This is a genomic window from Halobaculum sp. EA56 (assembly GCF_051195075.1).
In the GTDB taxonomy this organism is placed as follows: Archaea; Halobacteriota; Halobacteria; order Halobacteriales; family Haloferacaceae; genus Halobaculum.
Map to the genome: position 1 here is coordinate 195,554 of NZ_JBNTJX010000005.1, position 25,036 is coordinate 220,589.

Sequence of the window (25,036 nt, forward strand, 5' to 3'; positions counted from 1 at the left end):
CCGGTCAGTCCCTCCCATACTCCCGGTCGAACAGTTGATCGAGGAGCCGCGCCTGCGCGGCCGCGAGGTGCTCGCGGAACGTCGAGGAGGCGATCCCGAGCGCGTCGGCGACCTCCGCGGCGTTCGCCTCCCGTGGGTGCTCGAAGTAGCCGCGGCGGTGGGCGGCCGCGAGCACCTCGCGCTGGCGGTCGGTGAGCCGGGTCCGGTCGACCACGACGGGGTCGCCGCCGTCGCCGCTCCGGCCGCCCCGGACGACGTAGGTGAGCCGCACCCGGTCGGCGTCGCCGGCGACGGCCTCGACGACGTCGCGGAGGCGGTCGGCGGTGCGGACCTCGACGGCGACGTACAGCGTGCCCCCCTCGGCGCGGACGTCGCCGACGGGGCACCCCAGCCCCTCGACCCGCTCGCAGACGCAGTCGGCGCGCTCGCGCTCGAACTCGACGAGCCGCCCCTCATCGCCCGCCAGCACCGTCGCGTCCCCGGGGTCGCCGGCGGCGGCGCCCTCCCCGCCGGGCTCGCCGTCGCCGTCGTCCACCAGCGCCCCCGGGTCGGCCTCCGGCGGAAGCCACGCCCGTTCCGTCGCCCGGTCCCCCGCCCCGCGGGTCCACCGGACGTCCTCGACGGCGCCGTCGGCGGCCCGCGAGGCCGCCGCGACCGGACAGGCGGCCCCCTCGACCGCGAGCTCCGCCCTGATCCCGGGGTCGTCAGTCATCGGGGTCGCTAGGGGACGCGCCCCCCTGAATCCCGTGAATCCGGCGCAGGCCGCGGGTGGTCCGGCCACTTGAAGACCCGCGCCATCGCGGGAAACGGGCGAACCGTCCGGAGGCCCTCCGTACGCACGTGCACGACGTTGCCCACGCCCCCGACGCGACCCGCGCCGTCGACGACGAGCGGACGCTGGCGACGTTCGCGGACGACACCGCCCGCGCGGTGCTCCGCGCGCTTGACGACCCCCTCACCGCCAAGGAGGTCGCCGACGACTGCGACGTCGGGCTCTCGACCGCCTACCGCAAGCTGGAGGACCTCGCGGAGGCGGGGCTGTGTCGCGAGCGGATCGCCGTCCGCCCGGACGGGCACCACGTCACCCGCTACGAGCGGGCGGTCGACCGGATCGCCGTCTCCTTCGAGGGCGGCGACGGCGACGACGACGGCGGGCTCGCCGTCCGGTTCACGCCCCGGGAGGAGCCGGCGCCGGGCCCGGACCGCGGGTTCCGCACGGCCGCCTCGGACTGACCCGGCCGTCCGGCTCACGCCGACCAGATCCCCCGCGCCCGGTCGAGGTACGACCCGACGACGACGTGCGGGACGGCGATGACGGAGACGGCGACGCTGTAGAAGCCGACCCACCCCGCCGCCGAGACGGGCGTCCGGGGCAGCAGCGCCGCGCCCAGGCCGAACAGCGCGAGCGCCGCGACCCACGGGAGCGCCCCGCCGCGGGCGACGCGGGCGACGACGCCGCGGGCGGTCGCGGGGCCGCCGTCGCCGGCGGTCAGGCGGGCCGTCCCGCGGGCGGCGTACCAGCAGGGGAAGTACACCCCGATGGCCAGCGCCGGCGGGACCGCGAGGAAGAACGCGACCAGCAGGAGGGTCTCGCCGGCGTCGACGCGCCACGTTCGCCCGAAGCCGCCCCGGAGGCCGCCGAGCGCCAGGTGGGCACCGACGGCGCCAGCGTACACGCCGCCGACGAGGGAGACTGTCGGCTCGGCGAACGCCCACAGGTACGGGCCGAGCGCCCCCGGCTCGAACACGTTCACCATGTAGCCCGCGTACATCGCGTACAGGCCGGGGTCGACGACGTACGCCGGGATCAGGACGGCGCCGCCCCGGACGGCCGTCGCGAGCGCGCGCTGGACCCGCGAGCGGAGGTGGTCGGTGCCGACGACCGCGTCGAGGACGGCGAGGCCGCCGTGGCCGGCCTTCAGCGCCGTGATCGCGAGTGCCGCCGCCAGCCCGACGAGCGGCGAGAGGACGAACACGTCGTACGCGACGACGATCAGCCCGAGGTACGCGAGGAGGTAGCGGAGCCCGAACCCCTCCCCGCGCCCGCGGAGGTTCACGACGTGCTCGAAGCCGCCGTGGTACAGGCTGACCGTTCCCATCAGCCCGAGGTACGCCAGCGCGCGGTATCGGAGCGGGACCGACACGCCGGCCGTCGCGAACGCGGCGAAGGCGACCGTCAGCGCCGCGAACACGAGCCACGAACCAAGAACGGCCCTCCGGGCCAGGGCGGTCCCGGCCGCGCGGTCGCCGTGCCCGTCGTCGGTCCGCTCCCCCGGGTCGACTCCCCCGCCGTCGGACGGCGGGCCGGCGAGCCACTCCCGCACCGACGAACCCAGTCCGGTCGACATGGTCAGTAGCGATCGTGTGGCCTCGACGACGTAACGGCGGCTCGCGCTTCCCAGCGACTGGGAATCGGAAGCGGCCATTCCCGAACCCGTTCCCTACCCGTGTTCGATGACACGCGAACCGGACCCGCCGCTGTCGGGGCGGTCAGTCGCGGTCGTCGGCGGCGGTGTCGGCGGCCTCTCGGCGGCCTGCTACCTCGCCGACGACGGGGCGGACGTGACGGTGTACGAGCGACACGACCGCGTCGGCGGGGTCGCCGGCCGGATCGAGCGCGACGGCTTCGCCCTCGACACCGGCCCGTCGTGGTACCTCCAGCCGGAGGTGTTCGAGCGGTTCTTCGGGCACTTCGGGCGCGAGCCGTCCGACTTCTACGACCTCGTCGACCTCGACCCCAAGTACCGCGTGTTCTGGACCGACGGCGACCGGGCGACGGTCCCGGCCGACCGCGACGCGGTGCGGGCGCTGTTCGAGTCGTACGAGGACGGCGCGGGCGGGGCGTTCGACGCCTACCTCGAACGCGCTCGCGAGTCCTACGAACTCGGCATGGAGCGGTTCGTCTACACCGACCGCGCCCGCCTCCGCGACATGCTCGACGTCGACGTGCTCCGGTCGGGGCGGGCGCTCCCGCTGCTGCGCACGATGGACGACCACGTCTCCCGCTACGTCGACCACCCGAAGCTCCGGCAGCTGCTGGAGTACACGCTCGTGTTCCTCGGCGGGTCGCCGTACAATACGCCCGCGCTCTACAGCATGCTCTCGTGGGCCGACCACGGCCTCGGCGTCCGCTACCCGGTGGGCGGGATGTACCGCGTCGTCGAGGCGCTGCGGGACCTGGGCACGTCGCTCGGGGTCGAGTACCGGACCGGGACCGAGGTGACCGGCGTGACCGGCCGACGCGGGGGCTTCACCCTCTCGCTGGCGGACGCACGCGACGCGGGGGCGGACCTGGTCGTGTGCGACGTGCCGCCGGCGGCGGCCGACCGCGACCTGCTCGTCCCGGGCGACCGGATCCGCGGCGCCGACGCCTGGGAGTCGGCGACGTACGCGCCCTCGGCGTATCTCCTGTACCTCGGGGTCGAGGGCGACGTCGCCCCGCTGGCGCACCACTCGCTGGTGTTCCCGACGGACTGGGACGCCCACTTCGAGGCGATATTCGACGACCCGCGCTGGCCCGACGAGCCGGCCTACTACGTCAACGCCCCCTCGGTGACCGACGACACGGTCGCGCCCGACGGGCACCACACGGTGGTCGTCCTCCTCCCGGTCGCGCCCGGGCTCCGGGACGACGCCGACGCGCGCTCGCGGTTCCGCGACCGGATCCTCGCGGACCTCGCCGACCACGCCGGCGTCGACCTCCGGGACCGGATCGTCGTCGAGGAGGACGCCTGCGTCACCGAGTTCGCCTCCCGCTTCGGCCGGCCCGAGGGGACGGCGCTCGGGCTGGCACACACCCTCGACCAGACCGGCCCGCTCCGGCCGAGCCACCGCGCCGGCCCCGACGGCTTCTACCTGGTCGGCTCCGACACCACGCCGGGCATCGGCGTCCCGATGTGTCTGATCAGCGGGGAGCACGCGGCGGCGGCGGTACGCGAGGACGAAACGCAGGGGGGCCTGCGGCGGGCGCTCCCGGTGGGGTGAGCCGGCGAGGCAACCGAAGCGGCGGGAACCGAGTAGCCCGTCGAGAACGGTACCGAAGCGGGGAACGACCGGCCCCCGTCGTCAGTCGGCGGGGCTGTCGCCGCCGGCCGGGCCGCTCCCGTCGTCCGCGGCCAGCCGGTCCGGCAGCGGGCCGTCGTAGCCGGCCGGGACGTAGGGACACAGCGGATCCGACGCCAGCGGGTCGCCCGTGACCGCGTACGCCCGCGAGCGCGACCCGCCGCAGACGCCGCGGAACTCGCAGGCGCCGCATTTCCCCCCGAGCGCGTCGCGGTCGCGCAGACGCCCGAACAGGTCGGCGTTCCGGTACAGGTCAACGAGGTCGTCCTCGCGGACGTCGCCGACGGGCTCCGGGAGGAACCCCGAGGGCGTCACGTCGCCGACGTGGTTCACGAACGCGAAGCCGTCGCCGGCGCGGGCGCTCGGCCGCGTCGCCGGCGGGCCCCGCCCGGGGTCGAGGTCCGACGGCGCGATCCCGTCGTTCTCCAGCCCGATCCGGCGGTACTGGGGCGCCTCGGTCGTCTTGACCGCGAAGGGCGCCTCCGCCTCGACCCCGTGGAGCCAGTCCATCACGGCGTCCGCGCGCTCGGGGGGGACGGGGTCGAGCGTCGCGCCCCGACCGACCGGGACGAGGAAGAACACGCTCCAGCGCACCGCGTCGAGGTCGGCGACGAGGTCCCGGACGGCCGGGAGTTCGTCGACCGTCCGCTCGCACACCGTGGTGTTGACCTGCAGGCCCAGGTCGGACTCGCGGACCCACCGGGCGGCCCGCAGGGTCTCCTCGAAGACGCCGGGCTCCCCGCGGTAGCCGTCGTGGACGGCGGGGTCGCCGGCGTCCAGGCTGAGCGCGACCCGCCGGAGGCCGGCGTCCGCGAGCCGCTCGATCCGCTCGCGCGTCAGCGACGCCGTCCCGCTGGGCGTGAGGGCCATCCGGAGGCCGATCTCGTCGCCGTGGGCGACCAATTCCGCGAGGTCGTCGCGCTTGAGCGGGTCCCCGCCCGAGAGGACGACCACCTGCCCTTCGCCGAACTCGCGGGCCGACTCCAGCAGGCGCTTCCCCTCCTCGGTCGTCAGCTCGTCCGGGTGGCGCCCCGGCGTCGCCTCCGCCCGGCAGTGGTCGCAGGCGAGGTCGCAGGCCCGGGAGGCCTCCCAGACGAGGACGACGGGGCGCTCGCTCGTGTCGAACATGGGACGTGAGTCGCGTCGGAACCGCCGGTCACTCCACGACGACGACGCCCTTCATCCCCATCGCCTTGTGGGGCGTGCAGGCGTACTTGGTCGTGCCGGCCTCCTCGAAGGTGTGGCTGAACGTGTGTCCCGCCTCGCCGACGAGTTCCGACTCGAAGGAGCCGTCCTCGGCGACGACGTTGTGCGACCCGCCGTTGCCGGTCCACTCCCAGACGACGGTCGTGCCGGCGGACACCCGGACGGCGGCCGGACCGAACCCGAAGTTCCCGCCGTTGGCCTCGACGCCCACCTCGACGGTCACCTCCCCGGCGCCCGTCTCGTCGACCACGCCGTCGTAGTTGTCCACGTTGTCGAACCACCCGTCGAACGACTCGGTCGACCCGGAGCCGCCGTCGTCGTCGGCTTCCGTCTCCGTCTCGGGCGCGGGGGTCGGCGTCGACGCGTCCGTCTCGTCGCCGCCGCCGGACTCCCCGGACCCGGCCGTACAGCCGGCGAGCCCCGTGAGTCCCGCGACGGCCGCGAGGCCGCCCGCGCGCAGTACCGTTCGACGGTCGAGGGTTCGTTCGGACATCGGCCGACCCTTGGACGGGGACGGATAAGCCGCCCCCTCCGGTTCCCAACGAGTGGGAACCGTCGCCGCCGGTCGGTCCTCGCCCGGGGGGATCGCCGCTCACGCGAGGCCGCGCTTCACCTGGCCGAACAGCTCCTCGAAGCCGGTGTCGAACCGCCGGTCCAGCGCGAACATGACCGCGGCGTACACGACCACGCCGGTCGCGACCGCCGCGACCAGGGCGGCGAGCGCCCCCAGCTCGACGGCGACGACCCGGCGGACCGCGAACGCGCACGCGGCCATCGCGGCGCTCCCGAGGACCGGGTAGGCGACGATGACCGCCGGCGTCCGCAGCCGTTCCCCGATCATCCGGGTCGCGAGCACGTGGGCGACCGGCAGTCCGACCGCGCTCGTCAGCAGGACCGCGCCCGCGGTCCCCGGGACGCCGTACGCCGACGTGAGCGGGTAGATCAGCGCCACGAGCGCCGCCAGCCGGAGCACGTGGATCTTCATGACGAGGTCGGGCCGGCCGAGCGCCTTGAACAGCGGCGACGTGGGGGACCGGAGCGACCGGAGCACGCCGAACGCCGCCAGCACCTGCATGGGGACGACGAGGCCCTCCCACCCCGGGCCGAACGCGACCGGGACGAACACCGGGGCGACGACCCCGATCCCGACGCCGACCGGCACCGAGACGAACGTCGAGACGCGCATGACGCGGCGGAACCCCTCCCGGACCGCCGCGGGGTCGTCCTGCACCTTCGAGAAGGAGGGCATCACGACGCTGGTGACGGTGTGTGCGACCTCCGTCGCGGGCGCGTTCGAGAACCGGTAGGCGAGCTGGTAGACGCCGAGCGCGCCGGCCGAGAGGAACCACCCGACGAAGGCGTCGTCGCCCTCGCCGTACAGGAACGTCACGACCGAGGAGCCGAGGAGCCACTTCCCGTAGCCGATGACCTCCCTGGCGCGCCCCGGGTCCAACCGCGGGCGCGGCCGGTAGTCGTGGATCAGATACGAGGCGAGGCTCTGGGCGAGGTTCCCGACGACGAGGCCCGCCGCCAGCGCCCACACGGTCGGGGAGACGAGCGCGTACCCGATCGACACCGCGACGCGGGTCGCGGTGCCGCTGGCCGAGTAGACGTACTGCTTGTGGAACTCCAGGTCCTTCTTGAAGTACACCGTCCCGGGGTTCTGGAACCGCTTGAACAGGGTCGCGAACGCCAGCACCCGGAGCAGCGGGGTCGCGCGCGGCTCGCCGAAGAAGGCGCCCACCAGCGGCGCCGCCAGGAACGCGACCGTCGCGATGACGGCCCCCCGGAGCAGCTCGATCGAGAACACGGTGTCGAGGTAGGGGTCGACGTCGTCCTCGGGCCGCTGGACGAGCGCGGTCTCGACGCCGAGCTTCGAGAGGTTCTGCAGCGCCGACAGCGACAGCAGCGCGATCCCGTAGAGCCCGAAGTCCGCGGGGGTGAGCAGCCGGGCCAGGACCACCAGCATCACCATCTGGAGCGCCCGGTTGCTGAACTGGCTGAGCCCCATCCAGACGCCGCCGAGGACCGTCCGGGAGGTGATGTCCTCGTCGGGCGTGACGGCCTCGATCAGCCGGCGGAGGGGACCGGTCATCGGGGCCGGCCGAGGCGACCGGCGTCGGCGTCCGCCGTCACCGTTCCACCGTCACCCGGGACTCGGCGGCGCCGTCGCTCGCCCCCCCGATCGATCCCCGGACGTCGACCATGTCCGGGTGGTCGAGGTGCCGGCGGGCCCGGCCGCTCAGCTCCTCGACGTCGGCGGCGGCGGCCACCTCGTCGCGGAGCCGCTGCCACCGCTCGTGGCGGACCACGACGCACACCGGGATCCGGTCGACCCCGAGGTGCTTGGCGAACCACAGCCGGTGGCGGCCGTTGTGCCGGAGCACCTCGCCGTCGCGGCCGATGTCCACGCGGATGTCGTCCATCCAGTCGAAGATCATCGTCTCGTCGCGCTCCCCGAAGAACAGGGACCCGTTCGCGACCGGGCGGAACCGTTCGGAGGCCGACCCGTAGTCGGTGTGTGCGGCCTCCTCGAAGTCCATGTCGAGTATCTCCCTGACGGGCATGTATCCGCGGTCGCGGATGCTCCGGTAGAGGGCGTCCAGGTCCTCGACCCACCCCCACACGTCGTCGCCGGTGGCGAAGTGCCAGCGGTGTCTGTCGCCGGCGGCGACGGCGTTGGGGAGCGCGATCTCCTCCCACGGCGTCCCGTCGACGTACCGCGCCTCCAGCGCCTCGTGGACGTCGTCGAACCGGTCGTCGAGCCGCCGGCAGTCGCGGTCCCAGTCGCCGCCGCGCACCTGTCCGAGCTTCCGCCAGCAGAAGCGAGGGTTGAACGGGCTCGCCCGCCGGATCCGGGTCGGATCGACGTATCGGAGTTGCCGGGGATCCGCGGCGGCAGACACGCCGCGGCGGTTCCGCCACACGGTGTAGTCGTACCACTGACGGTCGGTGAGGAGGGCTCGCTCGACTCCGAACGCGGCGTACCGGGCCACGTACCGCAGCCGCTTCCGGGCCGCTCGCAGGAGTCGGGTGGGACCCCCTCGTCTGTATTGCTCTATAGCTCCCTGTAGCATCGCGTTGCCCCACCCAACCGACGTAGTTTGTAACGCCGATCGTACGCGAGTAACGCACTTCGTACCCGCACACGACGACGGGTGGTCCCGCTCCCGTTCGGACCCTCGCGATCGCTCGCACGGTCCGACACGTCCCTCCGGGCGGGCGCCGACGGCGTACGAGCGCGCGTATTCCCGCTGTAGGAACAGTATAACTTAGCCCGGCCGTTCGACAGGTGTCGGTATGACCCGGTTCCACCGTTCGTCGGAGGACAGGAACGACCTCGCGCGCGTGGAGATCCCCCTGCGCCGTGCGCTCGCGACGGCCGATTCGGACGAGTCGCGGTACCACATCCGCAGCGCGCTCCAGCAGCTCGTGGTGCTCCGCGAGGCGGGGGCCGTCGACCGCTCCGAGTACGGGGACATCGACGACCTGAACCGGCAGTAACGGGGCACGCCTCTCGTCACGTGCCGTCGCTTCGTCCTCTTCTTACGGCCACGGAGCCCCTGGGCCGACCGTCACGCCGCGACGCGGAGCGGTCCTCGCGCCTCAGATCCGCCGCTCCAGTTCCACGACGGAGTCGCGGTCGACGATCAGGAACGCGTCGTCGTGCAGCATCTCCTCGTCGGTCGGGAGCACGAGCACCTCCTCGCCGTCGCTCGTGGTCGTCGGGATGAAGTCGAGTTCGACGAGTTCGTACTCCAGGTCGTCGGTCGGGTCGGGGTTGGGCGAGACGGTCCGCCACTCCCGCTTCGACGACGCCACTGTCAGTTCCCCCCGCGCCCGGCGGTCGCCGACCCGGGGGCGGTGCGTGGGTCCCCCCCTCCGGCGGGATCGGTCGGACCCGTCCCCCGGACGGCGGGCGGTTCGCGGCTCCCGTACGGGCCGGTAACGTGACCTTTCGGACCGGTAGGGAGATCGTTAGATCCGTTCGAACTCCGCTGACGTTCGCGCATATCCCGTTAGCATGTGACTACTGTAAAGAATGCTCCTACCGGGGCGAGCCGGATGGGTGCAGGATATCGTCGTTCGGTTGCACGATGCCGTCGTGTTCCCCGCGATGGCGACAGTTCGGGGTCACGTACCCACCGACGGGGCCGCGACCCCCGGTAAGTTCACGCTACCGGGGCTCGCGCGGGGGGCTCGGGCCCCGCCGGCGTCCTCCGGTTCCGTGCGTGGGGCCCCGCCGCCGGGTCCGCCGCGCGCGCCGACCCCAAGGGGGGCGTCTCCTCGGTCTCCCGTGGCGCTCAGCTCCAGGTGGTCAGCACCTCCGTGTCCTCGATGGCCGCACGCTCCTCGCGCGAGAGGCTCTCGTCGAGGTCGGCGGCCCGCGAGCAGCCGATGCAGCGGTGAACCACGTCCTCGTTGTCGCCGAACACCCGGGCGAACCGCTCCGTTACGTGATGTCCACACCTGACACACTGTGGCATGTCTCACGGCCCGCCCGGGGCGGTATTTGTTATACTGGTGCAAAACCGCGGAACGGCGGCCTACTCGACCGGGAGACCCTCGGGTCCGCCCCCGCGACACGGCCGGCCGCGCGGACGGGACGGCCCCCACAGGTCAGCCGACCTGCGTCCGGAGCACCCGATACGCGAGGTAGCCCAGGAAGCCGAACACGACGAGGGCGGCCAGCCCGGTCCGGCCGGCGATCTGCGCGCCGGCGAACGCCGTGCCGGTGGCGAGCGTCGCCGCGGCGACGCGGCCGGCCGGGAGCGTGCCACCGTCGTCCTCGTCGAGCGTGCCGTCGACGTCGATGTACTCGAACAGCGGCTCGGCGGCGGGATCGAGTTCGACCCGTCCCCTGCTCTGTTCGAAGTCGACGACGCCCGCGTCGTCCATCTTCGGGAGGTGGCTCTGGTAGAGGCCGATGTACACCCGCTTGCGCTGCTGGGCGTTCAGTCGGTCGACGGTCGTGTCGTTCTCGATGGCGGCGACGTGCTCGGCGAGCTCGCTGATGCTGGCGGTGCGGTCCTCGCGCCCGCGGAGGAACTCGAGGACCTGGCGGCGCCTGCTGTTGCGGAGGATCTCGAAGGTCACGTCGAGCGGGAGGCCGTCGTGCCCCCGCCCGTCCGGGGGTCGCCCGACCGGCGGCCCGTCGCGCCCGGTCCCGCCGTCGTGTTCCGCCGGCGGGGCGGAGTCCGTCTCGGACATCCCGACTCACCCGCCCCCTCGGACGGGGGTAGCTCGTCCGACCGCGGCGACCGGCGGGTCCGCGACCGCCGGTCGGGCGGGAACTCGGCTTCGCCCCCGGTGTACGGTGACCATACTCACGCCGAACGGCGACGCGGGTATTGTTATCCTGTTTGTGACCCGATGTTATGGACGAACATCCGTCCGTGCCGTCCGGGGACGCCGCCCGGATCGCTCCGGGCCGACGGAGGCCCGTCGCCGAACCGCCGCGCGGGCGGCCGCCGCGCCTCAGGTGGCCGTCGACCCGGCCTCCACCCGATCGCCGACCTCCCGGACGAGGTCGGTCAGGTCGGCGAGGCGCTCGTCGGCGCCCGCCTCGTCCCGGTGCTCCACGGTGAGGCGGACGATCGGTTCCGTCCCGCTCGCGCGCACGAGGAACCACCCGTCGTCGGTCTCCACCCGCACCCCGTCGGTCGTGTCGACGGCGTCGTGGCGGTCACGGAGCCGGTCGGCCACGCGCTCGACGACGGCATCCTTGTGGTCGGTCTCGACGGCGTCCCGCCGGACCGGGTACGTGTCGATCGAGGCGACCGCCTCCGAGAGCGGCCCGGACTCCCGGACCGTCGACACGAGCACGCACGCCGCGTAGGAGGCGTCCGGACACAGCGTCTCCTCGGGCCAGATCCAGGTCCCGCTCTGTTCGCCGCCGAACACGACCTCCGGGTCGCGGGCGGCCTCGGCGACGAACACGTCGCCGACGCGGGTGCGGACGACCGAGCCGCCGCGCTCGGCGACGACGTCGTCGACGACGAGGCTCGTGTCGACCGGGGTGGCCACCGCGTCGCCGGCGTCGACCACCTCCCGGGCGAAAAGCGCCAACTGCACGTCGCCGCTCACGAACTCGCCCTCCTCGGTGACGGCCCGCATCCGGTCGGCGTCGCCGTCGTGGGCGATGCCGAGATCGACGTCCGCGTCGGCGACGAACCGACGGAGGTCGCCGCAGTTCTCGGCCGTCGGCTCGCTCGGCCGTCCGGGGAACCGGCCGTCCCGCTGGCCGTTGAGCGTGACGACCCGGCAGCCGAGGTCGCGCAGCGCCGCGGCGGTGACGCCGCCGGCGCCGTTGCCCAGGTCGACGGCGACAGAGACGCCGTCGAGCGACCCGAACGACTCGACGAGGTGCCGGCGGTGGCGCTCGGTCGCCCCGTCCCACCGCGACTCGGTCCCGGTGGCGTCCCAGTCGGCCGCGGCGAAGTCCCCCTCGCGCACGACGCGGCTGACCTCCTCGCGCTGTTCCCCGTCGAAGGCGCGGCCGCTCGGCGTCCACAGCTTCAGCCCGTTGTCCTGTGGGGGGTTGTGCGAGGCGGTCACCATCAGGCCGGCGTCGGCGTCGCGCCACGCGACGCTCCGCGCCAGCGTCGGCGTCGAGACGACCCCGAGGCGGGTCACGTCCGCGCCGCGCTCGCGGGCGCCCGCGCTCGCGGCGTCCGCGAGGAGGCTCCCGGTGTCGCGGGGGTCGCGCCCGATCACGAGACGGTCGGTGCCGGTCGACGCGAGGGCGCGCCCGACGTCCAGGGCGAGGTCGGCGGTCACCTCGTCCCCGAAGGGGCCGCGGATCCCGCTCGTTCCGAACATACGGTTCCGGCGACGCACCGGGGGAATTAGTATTCGTGGCTTACCGGGCACGCCCGTCCAGCGCCGGGGGACGGCGACCCCCGTCCGCTCCGCTCCCGTGTCGCGATCCCGACGGGCGCGCGGACGACGGAAGTACGCCAGCCGTAGGCGACGGAGGCGCCGTTCCGCCGCCTCGCGTCCGACCCGTTTAGCCGGCCCGTTACGATAGCCGACCGCCGTCATCGACACTTCATGGCACTCGCTAGCAAACAAGCTGTCCTGCTGGTCGTCGCGCTGGCCACGGCCGTCGGGGCCGGCGTCGCGGCCGTCGGTTCGACGGGGGGCGACGTGGGGGCCGACATCGGCGACGCCGTGGGGACCGAGGACGGCGCCGAAGTCCCGCTGTCGGTCGGCGCGACCGCCGAGACGGTCCGGGAGGACGGAACCGCGTCGGTCGTCATCGAGGCGACGGTCGGCGGCGAGGGGATCGACAGTCGACGAACGGACACGGTCACGCTCTCGCTGCGTGCCGAGGAGGGCGGCGAGCCGGCGGTCACGCGTGACCGTCGGGTGACGCTCCGTCCCGGAGCGGAGACGGTCGTCTCCTTCGCCGTGCCGGCCGACGAACTCGGCCCGGGGACGTGGCGCTACGTGGTCGCCGTCGGCGACGACGGGACCGCCGCCTCGACGGACGGGACCGTTTCGGTCTCGGCGGGGACGTACGCCGTGGACGGCCGGGCGGTCATGGAGTCCCCCCGGGCGGACGGGTCCGCGGTCGATGACGGGGCGGCGGACGCGGGCCCGGCGCGTCGCCGGCTCTCGGCGCCCGACCCGGACGTCCCCCCGGGCGTGTTACCCGGCGGCGGGGTCGTGGTCGTCGCGTCCGTCGCGAACGACGGCGACCTGCCCGGCGAGCCGCAGGTCAGGCTGTTCGTCGACCGCGACCGCGACGGGTCATTCGACGAGTCCGAGGCGGTGACGACCCGCTACCCGACGGTGCCCGCCGGCGGCGAGGCACGGGTCCGGATCCCCGTGTCGACCGCGGGGTTGGAGCCGGGGACGTACGCGTACCGGCTCGACGTGGGGGACCGGTCGCTGGAGGGAACGTTCACCGTGCTCGAGCCGGCGTCCTTCCGGGTCGAGCCGGCGGGCGGGACCGCCGACGTGGTGCGCGGCGAGAACGCCACCCTCTCGGTCCGCGTCAGCAACGTCGGCCAGGTCCCGGGCGAGCGGACGCTCACGCTGGCCGGACACAACGATACCCTCGCGCGGAACGTCTCTCTCCGCGGGAACGAGTCGGCCACGCTCTCGTTCGCCGTCGACACCGCCGATCACGCCCGCGGGAACTACACCTACGAGGCCGCCGTCGGCAACGACACCGCGTCCCTCGACCTGCGCGTCCGCGACGCGCGCTTCGAGATGCTCGGGTACAGCCTCCGCGGACCCGAGGTCCTGACCCTCGGCGAGGAGCTGACCGTCAGCGCGCGGGTGAAGAACACGGGCGACGCAAACGGCACGCAGACGATCCGGCTCGTCATCGACCTCGACGACGACGACGAGCCCGAGGGGTACAACGTGACCAGGGAGGTCACGCTCGCGCCGGGCGAGGAGACGCGCGTCACCTTCGAGGGGATCACCCGGGAGACGCTGTCGGCGGGCAGCGACCGGGCGCTCTCCGCGAACGACATGCTCGGCACCCACATCTACGGCCTCGCGAGCGACGACACCGCCGCGACGGGCGTGCTCGTGATCGAGAACCGGCCGACCTACGGCGCCTCCTCCGGCGGGTCGGGCGGCTCCGACGGCGGCGACGGCGACGAGGTCGAGCGCGTCTCCCGCGACGAGATCGCCCAGGAGAAGTACGGGCTCGACTACGACGAGGTCAGCGCCGAGACGCAGGGGCAGATCGACGAGATATACGAGCGCCAGCCGTTCGCCGAGGGGCTCGCGGTGACGGACGTCCTCACCCGAGAGGAGATCGCCCGCGAGCGCTACGGCGTCGACGTCGACCCGTGGGAGGACTTCGAGTTCACGGCGCTCGACGTGGAGCTCCAACAGGAGATCGAGGCCGACTTCGACGCGCAGTTCCGGTCCGACGCCGGCGACCGCGTCGAGTCGTGGGACGAGATCGCCCGCGCCGAGTACGGCGCGCCCTACGAGGAGCTGTCCTCGGAGAACCAGTCCGACGTGAGACAGCGGTACCGCGACCAGTTCGACGAGTGGCACGGCGACTCCGGAAGCGAGGACGGCTCGGACGACTCCGACACGTAGGCTCTCCGTCCCGTCCCGAACGGGTCGAGGGCGCCGCCGCCCGGGGGGCCGGACGGGGTCCGGCGGTCAGTTCCCGGCCGGGGACGACGACAGGTCCGGCGTCGAGTTCCCGGCGGCGTCAGACCCGCACCCGGTGTCCGTCACGTCGATGTCGCGCAGCAGGGTCCGCGGCGACTCGTTCGTGCTGATCACGTCGACGGCGTCCGAGACGTCGCCGTCGTGTGTGACGTTCAGGTTCCGGATCGCGCTCCCCGGCGACTTCGAGAGCTCGATCACGCCACGGGCGTCCGGCACCGAGAAGCAGCAGCCGTCGAGGACGGAGTCGGGCCGCCCCGTGATCTGGACCATCGCCCCGTCGACGCCGGCGGAGGCCTCGACGACGACGCCCGAGAGGGTCACCCCCCACGGCTTCGCGGCCGTCACGCCGAGGCGGGGCTTCTCGGGATCGTCCGCCCGGATGGCGGTCACGCCGGGAACGCCCATCCGGAAGACCGTGTTCTCGACGGCGAACCCGCCGGCGGAGCCGTCCGCCCAGATCGCCGCCTTCGTGTCCTCCGGCGCGGAGCGGTAGACGAACTCGCAGTTCTCGATCCGTCCCCCCGTCTCGCCGAGGGGACCGGTCTCCCAGATGATCCCGTTGGGATTGATGTAGCTCCCGCGGTTTCCGGGGTGCGCGTCGTCGGTGTCGACCAGGAAGCGACAGCCCCTGACGACGGTTCCCTTCCCGCCGATCCGGAGCGACGCCTGGTTGTTGTTGACGAACGTGGAGTCCTCCACGACGACGTTCCCCGGAACACGCGAGGCGTACACGGCGTTCGTGCCCGTGTTCTCGATCCGCGAGTTCCTGATGACGAGCTCGCCGACGTGGTCGCGCCCGAGCCAGATGGCTCCCTCGTTGGCGTTTCCGTCGAGGTGTCCGTGGGAGACGATGTCGGTCGGCCCCGTCCGGACGAACCGCTCGACGACGGCCCGTCCGTCCGGCGAGAGGATCTGCGGGCTGAGGTTGTCGACGGCGCCCTCGTTGTCCGTCGGGTTGAACCCGACGTGCTCCACGTTGTGCACGTGGAGGCGGTCCTGCATGCGGAGGGTGCTGCCGATCGACCCGGCGCCCTCCATGTGGTCGAACGTGACGTTCTCCAGGAGGAACCCGCTGCCGCCCCCGCGGACGTTGAGGAAGTCCTTTCCCTCCGAATCGGGCGTCCAGAACACGACGTCGCGGCGGGAGTCGCCCCGGCCGACGATCCCGACGTTCTCGATCGCCCGCTCGATCCGGTGGCTGTCGTCGAACCTGTACCGACCGGGACCGAACTCCAGCAGCGCCCGGTCCCGCTCCATGAACGTCAGAAGCTTCTCGTCGATCGGTCGGTTGCCGTTCGCGTCCATGAGGAGGTCGCGCTCGGCGTCGAGGACGGTGTCGAACTCCATGCCCCGGTACGTCACCGTCCCGTCGGGGGTGGCCGTCGGCTCCTCGTCGTCGGTCCCCATCGGCGACGGCGTGTCGGTCTCCCGGCGGTCCTCCTCGGGTCCCGGCAACAGCCCGGAGCAGCCCGCGAGTCCGGCGGCGACCCCGGAGGCCCCCGCCAACTTCAGGTACGTTCGTCTGTTCATTCGGTCCTCCCCGCGGTCGGGTCGGGCCCCCGACCGACGGGCTCCGCGTCCGTCGACTGTTCGGTATCTCTCATCTGTCGTTCCGTCTCTCGGTGTGGTCGGCGCCTCGATACGTGCCCCCGGCGAACCGGCCGTGGTCCGCCGTCGCTCCGCCGGCCGCTCGCCCGCCAGCCGCTCGCGTCCGGGTCCTGCTCCCCCGCTCGTCGCGGCCGTCGGGGACGGGGCCGCGGGGACCTCGGCGCGGTCGCGTCGCGGCGACCGCGCTGCGGTTCATGCCCCGTATCGGGCACTCGGACGGTTAATTATAGAGGGATTACACTGCGTTGACGCTTCCTGACCGGTCGGGCGCGCGGGGCTCCCGGGCCGCCCCGCGGCGACCGTTCGGCTCCCCGCTCGCCGCCCCTCCCGATCGTCCCGGAGGGCCCATCGGACGGCCGGTATATACCCCTTAACGGCGGACCGCGGGGGCATAACTTACTGCCGTCACGAGAGGGTGCGACCATGAGCAACCGGGACGTCGTCTGGATAACCCTCGAGAGCGTTCGTCAGGATCACACGTCGCTCTCAGGACACGAGCGTGACACGACGCCGTTCCTCCGCGAACTCGCGGACTCCCCCGGTGGGACGGCGTTCCGGGACTGCCACTCGCACGCGCTGTGGACGCGCCCGTCGAGCGCGTCGATCCTCACGGGGACCGCTCCCTCCAGACACCGGGTGTGGTCGTACGACGCCGCCCTCCCCGGCGACATCCCGACGATCCCCGAACAGTTCGCGGCCGCCGGCTACCGGACGGCGGCGGTCTCGCCGAACGCACAGCTGAGCGACGCGACCGGCCTCGACGCCGGGTTCGACGACTTCCACTACCTGGGCCGCGAGACGCTGCTTCGCGAGGCCGGAGTCGCGACGACGCTGCGGTACCTGGCGAACATCAGGCGCCACTCCGCCGGGTTCACCCGCGACACGTCGAAGCACTCGCTGGGGTACCTCAACCGGTCGATCGCGACCAGACACATCCGACGGGCCGCCCGCGAGGACGACCCGCTGTTCCTCTACCTCCACCTGGGCGACAGCCACCACGCGTACTACCCGCCGGGGGGGATCCGCGACCGCTTCGCCGACGACCTCGACCTCCCGATGGACCGGGCGCTGGAGGTCGCCGCCGACATGTCCGAGCGCACGCACGAGCACATCGCGCGCGGGCTCCCGTTCGACGACGACGAGTGGAACGCCATCGAGGTCATGTACGACACCGTCGTCTCGTACGTCGACTCGATCGCGGAGGCGGTCGTCGCGGAGGCGCGCGAGCGCCTCGACGACCCGGTCGTCGTCGTCACGGCCGACCACGGGGAGTTCCTCGGCGAGCACGGCCTCCTCGCGCACATGCTCGTCCCGCACACCTGCGTGACGAACGTCCCCCTGGTGGTGTACGGTCTCGACGTGCCGGACGCCGCCGCCGACGGCCTCGTCCAGCACGCGGACGTCTTCTCGATGATCGCCGCCGACTGCGGCCTCGATCTGTCGGTCCCGATCGGCCGCGACGTGCGCGCGGACCCCAGGGAGTTCGCGGTCACCCAGCGCGGCCCGGACCGGGCGGCCCGGAAGATCGAGAAGTTCCGGGAGTACGTCCCCGCCTTCGACGCGAGCGGGTTCCGGGAGGGCGTGGTGACGAGCCTCCGGTCGCGCGAGTTCCGGTACCAGCGGGGCGACGACGGCGCCGACCTCTACCGCCTCCCGGACGAGACGACCCCCGTCGGCGACGACCACCCGGAGGTCCGCGACGCCATGGACGCGGCCGCCGACGACTGGCTGGACGCGTTCGGCCGGGGGGCGAGCGACCGGCGGACCGCGTCGTTCACGGAGGGCATGCAGCGACAGCTCCGGGACCTCGGCTACCTCTGACGGGGTCGGGACCCCCCGTTCCCGCGCGAGGGCCGGTCGAACGCCCACGACCGAGCCGGTCAGGGCGATCCCGCCGCCGTCCCCGATCGCGCGCCAGTAATCGGCGGATACTACCCGTCGATCTCTCCCGGTCCCCCCGCCGTCGCCGGCGCCACGGCTGTGCGTAGAGTATCGGGAGTAGAGCCGTCGAAACGCCTGTTAATAGAAACCTACCGACTTCGAACCCGTCGGTAGGTGAGCGTTTCACACACCGCTCGCCGCCGCCGCCGAACGAGTTGGCCAGCCGAGGGATGGACGGTGTTGGTAACAAACCCATAACGAGCCGGCAGCCATCCTCGATTCAGGCCGTCGATACGGTTTTTCAGGTAATCCCTCATTACCGGGTGTGAGCCACCACAAGCAGGCAGGGGAGGAGGCACGGTACACCGAACGCAGGTCCGGGAAGGGCGGCCGGACGCGAACCGTCGTGTGCGACGGCGGTCGCGCCGATCGGCCGGCGGACGCCGACCCGGACGCCGACGCGAAACACGACCCTACGGACGGGAAATCGCTGCTTACCAGGCGGGGCGCCCTCAAAATGGGCGCGGCCGCCGCGGCCCTGGGCGCGGGGACGGCCGCCGCGACGACCGCCGCGGCCGCGAGCGAGCGCCACGGCATCTCGTTCTCGACGGTCGTGGACGCGGTCGACGACCTCGGGATGGACCCGAACGGCGACGACCCGATCGACGGCGCGCTCGACGAGGTCATCGAGCGGGGGGACGTCCTCGTCGAGTTCCCGCCGGGCGAGTACCTCGTCCGCGAGGAGCACGCCGAGGGCGGCGTGCGTAACTGGGGGATGCGCGGCCTCGGCGACGCGCCCGGCGACGTGCGCTTCGTCACCGACGACGACAGCGGCCTCCGCGTGCTGAACTTCTACGACAGCCGCGACGTGCTCGTCGAGAACCTCGCGCTGGACTACGGCGACGGCGACGGGAGCATGGGCCTGAACTTCAAGGTCCACGGCGGGCTCGAGGTCCACGACGTGCACTTCCTGGGGTTCAACCCAACCGACGGCAACGGCGCCGTCGACAACATCAACCCGCAGGTCGTCGACCCCGACGGCACCGCCGTCCTCGACGGCGTCGTGCGGACGGGTCCCACCGACATCACCTCCCACGGCCACCTCGGCGACGACGCCAACGAGGGGTGCATCTGGATGGGACCGAAGCACGAGGGGACCCTGTACCTCCGGAACTGCCACATCGAGAACACGGGTACGAACGCGGTGTACGTCCGCAAGTGCCCGGGGAACGTCCGGGTGGAGAACTGCCTGTTCCGGAACAACAACCAGACGTCGTTCCGGATCGGCGGCGACGGCTGTTACATCAAGGACACCCGGTTCGAGGTCGACACCGAGAACGCCGACCCCGACAACGGCGGCGAGTTCATCAACCCGCACGCGATCATCTGGGAGACGGGCGACCGCGGCGACTCCGGCGGCTACCTGGAGAACTGCGAGTTCGTCTACCGCTCCGCGCCGAGCAAGACGACCGCGGCCTTCTGGGCCGACGGGTCGGGCAGCGACTTCGAACTGCGGAACTGCCGGTTCCTGATGGACGCCGACGACGTGCAGGCCATCCGGATCGACGACCCGACCGAGCCCCGCCTGGGCTCCACCGCCGAGAAGCCGTGGGAGGTGCGTCTCGACGCGGTCAGCGTCTCGGGCGCCGGGTCGATGTCGAGCCCCGCCGTCGAGATCCGCAACCGCGACGGCACGTCGATCCGCGACAGCTGTCTGCATCTCACCGGCAACGCCGACGGGATCCTCCTGCGCGACTGCGACGACAGCGTCGTCGAGAACACGAACGTGAACGTCACGGGTCAGGCCACGATCTACGACGGCTCGAACGTGCAGACGTCCGGGATCACGAACTCCGACACGTGTCCGCTCCCCGGCGACGACGGGTCGGTCGGGACCTCGGACGGCTCCGACTCCACCTCGGACTCCGACTCCACCTCGGACTCCGACTCCGCGTCGACCACGACCTCGACCTCGTCGCTCCCAAACGAGCTGACGATCACCGGCACGGGGACGAAGACGAACTACGAGTTCGCCACGACCGACGGGCTGGAGGCGAGTTCGGAGATCGAACAGTGGGACGAGATATCCGGGTCCGCCGTCAACGGGTGGATCACCGACGACGGCGACGTGGACGTCTTCGCGTTCGCCGGCGGGCTCGGCTCCGTCTCGTTCCTCGAGGGCGAGGCCGAGGTCTCGGTCAACGGTCACGACCTCGACCCCGCGACCCTCTCGGCCGACGCCGACCGTCCGCACACGCTCCAGATCGTTCCCACGGGAACGTCGACGAACTACTCGCTGTCCGTCTCCGGGGATATCGCGGACCACCCCGCGCTGGGCACGTCGCTGAGCAAGTACGACTCGCTGAACGGCGACAGCCTCGACGGGTGGGTGACCAACGACATGGACGCGGTGATGTTCTCCGGGGAGGTCACCGACTTCTCGTTCGTCGAAGGCGGGACGACCGTCTACCTCGACGGCGAGGAGGTCGACCCGAGCACGCTCGGCTCCGACGGCGGCAGCACCGACGACGGGAGCACGAGCGACGGCAGTACGGACGACGGGAGCACCAGTGACGGCAGCACCGACGATGGAAGCACTAGTGACGGCAGTACGGACGACGGGAGCACCAGTGACGGCAGCACCGACGATGGAAGCACTAGTGACGGCAGTACGGACGACGGGAGCACCAGTGACGGCAGCACCGACGATGGAAGCACTAGTGACGGCAGTACGGACGACGGGAGCACCGACGACACGTCCGGCGGCTCCGACCTGCCGAACACGCTGACGATCGACGGCCGCGACACCGACGGCCTCACCGGCTACGAGTTCACCGTCACCGGCGGGCTCGCGAAGGACACGAGCGTCGACCAGCCCGACGGGACGACCCGGTGGGACGAGCTGACCGACGAAGTCACCGACAGCACCGCCTTCGGCGTCGTCGACGAGGGGGTCGACCGCTACCGCTTCTCCGGCGACGTGGCGGAGCTGAACGTCGACGGGAAGGCCTCGCTGAGCTTCGAGGACGTCGACGGGTAGCTCCGCCAGCGCGGGCCGGGAACCGGCTCCCGGTCCGGGTCAGCGGTACCCGAGGCTCTCCAGGCGGTCCTCGACCAGTTCGTCGACCTCGCCGTCCCCCCGGGCCGACCCGTCGCGCTCGTCGCCCCCGCCGGCCGCCTCGCCCTCGACCTCGCCGGCGTCCTCGGGCTCGCCGGCGCGGATCTCCTTTCGCGGGCCGTTGTCGAACACGAGCCACGGCACCGTCACCAGCTCGTCGATGTACGTCCCGACCGGGTGGCCGTACTCGCGGATCGGGATCGGCCGGGAGCGCTCGCCGATCACCTGCCCGTGGTCGGAGGTGACGACCGTCCGCCCGGACAGCGTCCGCATCAGCCGCTCGACGTGGGGGAGCGCGACGTCGAGGTTCTCCTCGAACGCCTCCCGCACGACCTCGTCCGACACGCCGATCTCGCCGCGCTTGACGGCGTCCCACTCGAACGCCAGCGAGTCGAGATCGAAGTGCTCGCGCCCCGTCTCGCCGACGAACGGGTAGTGCGGCTGGAGGAAGTGGACGACAAGCCGCTTGTCCGGGAACCGACCCGCGGCCTCGCTCGCGAAGTCCGCGACCGTCTCCGGCATCACGGTCCGGTACTCCTCGTGCCAGCCGCCCTCCTTCCACACGTTGACCACCTCGTGGAACTCGGCGTCCAGGTCCTCCCTGTTGCGGTAGTACATCGGGCTCGCGGTCACGTACACCGTGTCCCGGAGGTCGCGGCCGGCGACGTTGCTCTCGAGGAACTCGCTGGTGTGTGACCCTCTCGACTGGCGGGACTCCAGCCGACCGGGGAGGTCGTGGCGCCGTTCGAAGGTGTCGTAGCGGCACGCGTCGAGGATGACCAGGTTGTCCCAGTCCTCCGCGAACACGTCGACGCCCGCCGCGTTCGTCCGCCGGCGTCCCCGGGTGTGATAGAGCCGGTTCAGCTCCCGGAGCACCTGGTGCGGCTCCGCGAGCCCCCGCTTCAGCTGGGCGAGCGAATACATTACCCCTACGCGCCGCGACCGAGCGTATTGTTATCCCCACCGTATCGGTCGCCGCCGCGGCGGTACGGGGCCCGCGGGGACCGCGTGCCCGGCCGAGCCCCCGCGACCCGCGGGCGGACGGCGGGGCCGTCGCGTGCTAACGGCGGTATAACAATGCCCGACTCCCGCGGGGGTCCACGTATCCGCCGGGGGGCGGCTCGCGGTCGGCGCCGGCGCGGTCGCGGCGGCCGCCCGGCCGGCGCGGGAACCGCCGCGCGACCGTCCCCCGGAACACGGACGCTCCACATGAACGGACTCATCGGCGGTACGTTGGCGGAATCGGCGGCCCGGGACGCGAGGGTGACGACCGACGTGGCTGCGGCCTCGGAGGCCGCCGTCCGCTCGCGCGGCGGGTACACGCTCGGGCTCTCGCGGCTCGCGGACAGGGACCGTCGCGGCTGGCGGGTCCACGACGACGAGGGGGTGACGGGCCTGCTCTACGGGGCGGTCCCCGGCCTCGACCGCGACGAGGCGGCCGGGGCGGCGTTCTTCTCCGGCGTTCTCGACGACCCGGCGGGGACGCTCGCCGACGCGGACGGGCCGTTCGCGGTCGCGTGCACCGACGGCGAGGAGCTGGTCGTCGCGACCGACCGCCTCGGCACCCGGCCGGTCCACTACGCGGCCGACGGGGACGGCCTCGTCTTCGGCTCCAACCTCGCGGAGGTGGCCGCGGCCGTCGACGACCCGACGGTCGACGAGCGCGCCGTCGGCGACCTCCTGACGATCGGCCACGTCTGGGGGGAGAAGACCCTCCTGGAGGAGGTCCGGTACCTGCCGCCGGCGACGGCGCTGCGGTACGACGGCGACGGGACCACGCTGACGCGCTACTGGACGCCGACGTTCGACACGCGGTCGCGGGCGTCCTTCGCGCGCGACGTGACGGCGGCCTACCGGGCCTGCCTCTCGGACGCGGCCTCGACGGTTGACACCTCGGCGGCGACGATGTGGCTCTCGGGCGGCCTCGACAGCCGCGCGATGGTGGGCGAACTCGCCCGGCACGCCCCCGACCTGCGGACCTTCACGTACGACGCGAACCCCGCCGGCGGGGGGAACCTCCGGATCGCCCGCGACGTGGCCGACGCGCTCGGGATCGACAACGAGCCGGTCGACCTCACGCCCGGCCCGCTGGTCGAGGGGTTCGCGGACGCGGTGACGCTCACCGACGGCATGCTCGGCTGGAAGACGTTCTGCAACCTCACGGCCTCGTTCGCGCTGGAGGACCCCGGCGACGTGCTCTTCGAGGCGTGCGGCCAGGGCGGGATGATGGGCGACGGGATCGGCCGCTCGGCGATCGAGCTGTCGTCCTCGCCCGCGGAGGCGCTGTACCGCGCGAAACACAAGGTCGACGCCGGGACGACCGAGCGCCTGTTGACGGGCGACGTCGACCCGATGGAGACGTACCGCGAGGTCGCCGCCGACGCCGCCGCCGACCAACACGGGTACGCGGAGACGGTGCTCGGGGCGTACTACCGGAACTACTTCCCCCGCGGCGACTTCGCGAGCAACAAGCTCGTCCGCGCGCGGACGGGAACGCGCGTGCCGCTCGCACACGGGGAGTTCCTCGAGGCCGTGAGCACCATGCCGCTGGAGTGCCGGGTGGGGTGGGTCCCCGGGACGCGCGGGGTCGTCCCGTACGGCACGGCCGAGGCGAAACTGGAGCTCGTCCGCCGGCTCGACACGGGGGTCGACTCGATCCCCTACGAGCGGACGAAGGTCGCGCCGACCCGCCCGCTGTGGCAGCACGCCGCCGGGTTCGTCCTCGACACCGGCGTCCGCCGGCTCCGGGGGGAGACGGCCTACGGCGGCCGCCGCATGGCGAGCACGTGGACGGTCGAACACGACGGGCTGCGCGGGATGCTCGTGGGCCTGCTGGAGGACGCGGCCGACCGGCCGTTCCTCGACTCCGACGCGGTCGGGACCGTCGTCGAGGAGCACTTCGAGACGGAGGAGGCCGACCGGATCGGCGCGGTCTCGGGGATCGCGACCCTCGAACGGTGGCTTCAGTCCCACTACGACTGACGCCGCCCGCGACGCGGTCGGACCGGAGAACCCCGGGCAGGGGGCGCGCTCACCCGGCGAGCCAGCGCCTGAGCCGTCGCGCGGGCCGGTAGGTCAGCGGGCCGCCGACAGCCGCCAGGAGGACGGCGTACGTGTGCCGGTCCCTCGGGTTCCTGCCGACGGCCTCAAGGAGGTACCGGAGCGCGGCGAGGTAGTGGCCGTTCCGGAGCGCGGAGAACCCGAGCGTCCGGGTGAGCCGGCCGACGAACCGGCGTCGGACCGACGGTCCGTAGGAGGCGGCGAGGTCCCCGTGTTTCCGGATCAACAGCGGGTACGACACGTCCCGCTTCGCCGCGAAGTCGTCGGTGATCTGCTCGCGGTCGGAGTAGCGCCTGACCGCGAGCTCCTCGGGCACCGACGCGTACTCGCAGTGGCGCGACAGCCTGATGTGCCACTCCTGGTCCTGCCAGCTCGGGAAGCGCTCGTCGGGGTACCCCGCCTCGTCGACGACCGCCCGGCGCACGGCGGTGCGCGAGTACGTCCCCGGCTGGACCTCCCCGACGAGGATCGCCTCGGTCACGTCGCCGGCGAACCGCGGGGTCGCCCCGCCCACGCGCTCGCCGTCGGCGTCGACGACCTCCACGCCGACGGTCACGACGCCGACGGCCGGCCCCCCGCGCTCGAACGCCTCGACGACGCGCTCGACGTAGCTCGGTCGCCAGTAGTCGTCGTCGTCGAGGAAACAGAGGATCGACCCCTCGGCGGCGTCGATCCCGGTCCGCCTGGCGGCGTTGGCGCCCCGGTTCTCGTCGTGGCGGAGGACCCGCCGGTCGAGCCCCTCGGTCGCGGCCGCCTCGACCGCCGGCTCGACCGGATCCGGCGAGTGGTCGTCGACGACGACCAGCTCCAGGTTCGGGTACGTCTGGTCGGCGACGCTCTCGACGGCCTCGCGGAGGAACTCCGGCCGGCCGTAGGCGGGAACGATCGCGGTGACGCGCGGGTCCAGCGGGGTCGACTCCGTGCCGCTCACTACCCGCCGGTCGGCCGGTC

20 protein-coding genes are annotated in these 25,036 nt (G+C 72.7%); 7 read left to right on the forward strand and 13 right to left on the reverse strand.

The window, feature by feature from the left end; all coding sequences use genetic code 11:
• Positions 1-4 precede the first annotated feature (4 nt).
• Positions 5-712, reverse strand: coding sequence for a helix-turn-helix domain-containing protein (locus ACQUQ1_RS10740; protein WP_435064291.1), 708 nt, complete (start codon positions 710-712; stop codon positions 5-7).
• A 128-nt stretch (positions 713-840) separates the two neighbouring features.
• On the opposite strand from ACQUQ1_RS10740, the gene ACQUQ1_RS10745 reads away from it, so the two are divergent.
• Entirely contained in the window at positions 841-1,233 is a 393-nt protein-coding gene (locus ACQUQ1_RS10745) for a helix-turn-helix domain-containing protein (RefSeq protein ID WP_435064292.1), read from the forward strand.
• Positions 1,234-1,247: 14 nt separating this feature from the next.
• Here the strand turns inward: ACQUQ1_RS10745 and ACQUQ1_RS10750 are convergent, their stop codons facing one another.
• Complete coding sequence (locus ACQUQ1_RS10750) at positions 1,248-2,348, reverse strand: Brp/Blh family beta-carotene 15,15'-dioxygenase (RefSeq protein WP_435064293.1); 1,101 nt, start codon at positions 2,346-2,348, stop codon at positions 1,248-1,250.
• 106 nt (positions 2,349-2,454) lie between these two features.
• On the opposite strand from ACQUQ1_RS10750, the gene ACQUQ1_RS10755 reads away from it, so the two are divergent.
• Complete coding sequence (locus tag ACQUQ1_RS10755; protein WP_435064294.1) at positions 2,455-3,984, forward strand: phytoene desaturase family protein; 1,530 nt, start codon at positions 2,455-2,457, stop codon at positions 3,982-3,984.
• A gap of 81 nt (positions 3,985-4,065) precedes the next feature.
• On the opposite strand, the gene ACQUQ1_RS10760 is transcribed toward ACQUQ1_RS10755, so the two are convergent.
• The 4 genes from ACQUQ1_RS10760 to ACQUQ1_RS10775 all read right to left on the reverse strand — a co-directional run bounded on the left by ACQUQ1_RS10760 (position 4,066) and on the right by ACQUQ1_RS10775 (position 8,264).
• Positions 4,066-5,190: a TIGR04053 family radical SAM/SPASM domain-containing protein gene (locus ACQUQ1_RS10760; RefSeq protein ID WP_435064295.1), complete on the reverse strand. Its 1,125-nt coding sequence runs from the start codon at positions 5,188-5,190 to the stop codon at positions 4,066-4,068.
• Between the two features lie 28 nt (positions 5,191-5,218).
• The gene (locus ACQUQ1_RS10765; RefSeq protein ID WP_435064296.1) at positions 5,219-5,761 is read right to left on the reverse strand and encodes a halocyanin domain-containing protein; all 543 of its coding nucleotides are present in this window, start codon (positions 5,759-5,761) and stop codon (positions 5,219-5,221) included.
• Between the two features lie 99 nt (positions 5,762-5,860).
• Complete coding sequence (locus ACQUQ1_RS10770) at positions 5,861-7,363, reverse strand: lipopolysaccharide biosynthesis protein (protein ID WP_435064297.1); 1,503 nt, start codon at positions 7,361-7,363, stop codon at positions 5,861-5,863.
• Between the two features lie 37 nt (positions 7,364-7,400).
• Positions 7,401-8,264 (reverse strand): hypothetical protein, encoded by an 864-nt coding sequence (locus ACQUQ1_RS10775; protein ID WP_435064298.1) that lies wholly within the window; start codon positions 8,262-8,264, stop codon positions 7,401-7,403.
• A gap of 304 nt (positions 8,265-8,568) precedes the next feature.
• On the opposite strand from ACQUQ1_RS10775, the gene ACQUQ1_RS10780 reads away from it, so the two are divergent.
• Positions 8,569-8,772: a hypothetical protein gene (locus ACQUQ1_RS10780; protein WP_435064299.1), complete on the forward strand. Its 204-nt coding sequence runs from the start codon at positions 8,569-8,571 to the stop codon at positions 8,770-8,772.
• A gap of 102 nt (positions 8,773-8,874) precedes the next feature.
• On the opposite strand, the gene ACQUQ1_RS10785 is transcribed toward ACQUQ1_RS10780, so the two are convergent.
• The 4 genes from ACQUQ1_RS10785 to glmM all read right to left on the reverse strand — a co-directional run bounded on the left by ACQUQ1_RS10785 (position 8,875) and on the right by glmM (position 12,090).
• Positions 8,875-9,090 (reverse strand): hypothetical protein, encoded by a 216-nt coding sequence (locus tag ACQUQ1_RS10785; protein ID WP_435064300.1) that lies wholly within the window; start codon positions 9,088-9,090, stop codon positions 8,875-8,877.
• Between the two features lie 482 nt (positions 9,091-9,572).
• A complete protein-coding gene (locus ACQUQ1_RS10790) occupies positions 9,573-9,755 on the reverse strand; it encodes a DUF7563 family protein (protein WP_435064301.1) in 183 nt (60 codons plus the stop codon).
• A gap of 133 nt (positions 9,756-9,888) precedes the next feature.
• Positions 9,889-10,479: a DUF7344 domain-containing protein gene (locus tag ACQUQ1_RS10795; protein WP_435064302.1), complete on the reverse strand. Its 591-nt coding sequence runs from the start codon at positions 10,477-10,479 to the stop codon at positions 9,889-9,891.
• A gap of 267 nt (positions 10,480-10,746) precedes the next feature.
• Complete coding sequence (gene glmM / locus ACQUQ1_RS10800; RefSeq protein WP_435064303.1) at positions 10,747-12,090, reverse strand: phosphoglucosamine mutase; 1,344 nt, start codon at positions 12,088-12,090, stop codon at positions 10,747-10,749.
• Between the two features lie 231 nt (positions 12,091-12,321).
• On the opposite strand from glmM, the gene ACQUQ1_RS10805 reads away from it, so the two are divergent.
• Positions 12,322-14,340 carry a hypothetical protein gene (locus ACQUQ1_RS10805; protein WP_435064304.1) on the forward strand — a complete coding sequence of 673 codons (2,019 nt, stop codon included), beginning with the start codon at positions 12,322-12,324 and terminating at the stop codon, positions 14,338-14,340.
• Between the two features lie 66 nt (positions 14,341-14,406).
• Here ACQUQ1_RS10805 and ACQUQ1_RS10810 read toward each other — a convergent pair whose 3' ends face one another.
• Positions 14,407-15,948 carry a hypothetical protein gene (locus ACQUQ1_RS10810; protein ID WP_435064305.1) on the reverse strand — a complete coding sequence of 514 codons (1,542 nt, stop codon included), beginning with the start codon at positions 15,946-15,948 and terminating at the stop codon, positions 14,407-14,409.
• 501 nt (positions 15,949-16,449) lie between these two features.
• On the opposite strand from ACQUQ1_RS10810, the gene ACQUQ1_RS10815 reads away from it, so the two are divergent.
• Both ACQUQ1_RS10815 and ACQUQ1_RS10820 read left to right on the forward strand, forming a co-directional pair.
• Positions 16,450-17,847 (forward strand): sulfatase, encoded by a 1,398-nt coding sequence (locus tag ACQUQ1_RS10815; RefSeq protein WP_435064306.1) that lies wholly within the window; start codon positions 16,450-16,452, stop codon positions 17,845-17,847.
• Between the two features lie 385 nt (positions 17,848-18,232).
• On the forward strand, positions 18,233-20,947 hold the full coding sequence (locus tag ACQUQ1_RS10820) for a hypothetical protein (protein WP_435064307.1): 2,715 nt from the start codon (positions 18,233-18,235) through the stop codon (positions 20,945-20,947).
• Between the two features lie 39 nt (positions 20,948-20,986).
• Here the strand turns inward: ACQUQ1_RS10820 and ACQUQ1_RS10825 are convergent, their stop codons facing one another.
• On the reverse strand, positions 20,987-21,949 hold the full coding sequence (locus ACQUQ1_RS10825) for a hypothetical protein (RefSeq protein ID WP_435064308.1): 963 nt from the start codon (positions 21,947-21,949) through the stop codon (positions 20,987-20,989).
• Between the two features lie 285 nt (positions 21,950-22,234).
• Between ACQUQ1_RS10825 and ACQUQ1_RS10830 the strand changes: the two genes are divergently transcribed.
• Positions 22,235-24,007, forward strand: a complete 1,773-nt coding sequence (locus ACQUQ1_RS10830; RefSeq protein ID WP_435064309.1) for an asparagine synthase-related protein — start codon at positions 22,235-22,237, stop codon at positions 24,005-24,007.
• Between the two features lie 49 nt (positions 24,008-24,056).
• Here the strand turns inward: ACQUQ1_RS10830 and ACQUQ1_RS10835 are convergent, their stop codons facing one another.
• Positions 24,057-25,016, reverse strand: coding sequence for a glycosyltransferase family 2 protein (locus ACQUQ1_RS10835; protein WP_435064310.1), 960 nt, complete (start codon positions 25,014-25,016; stop codon positions 24,057-24,059).
• Positions 25,017-25,036: the final 20 nt, after the last annotated feature.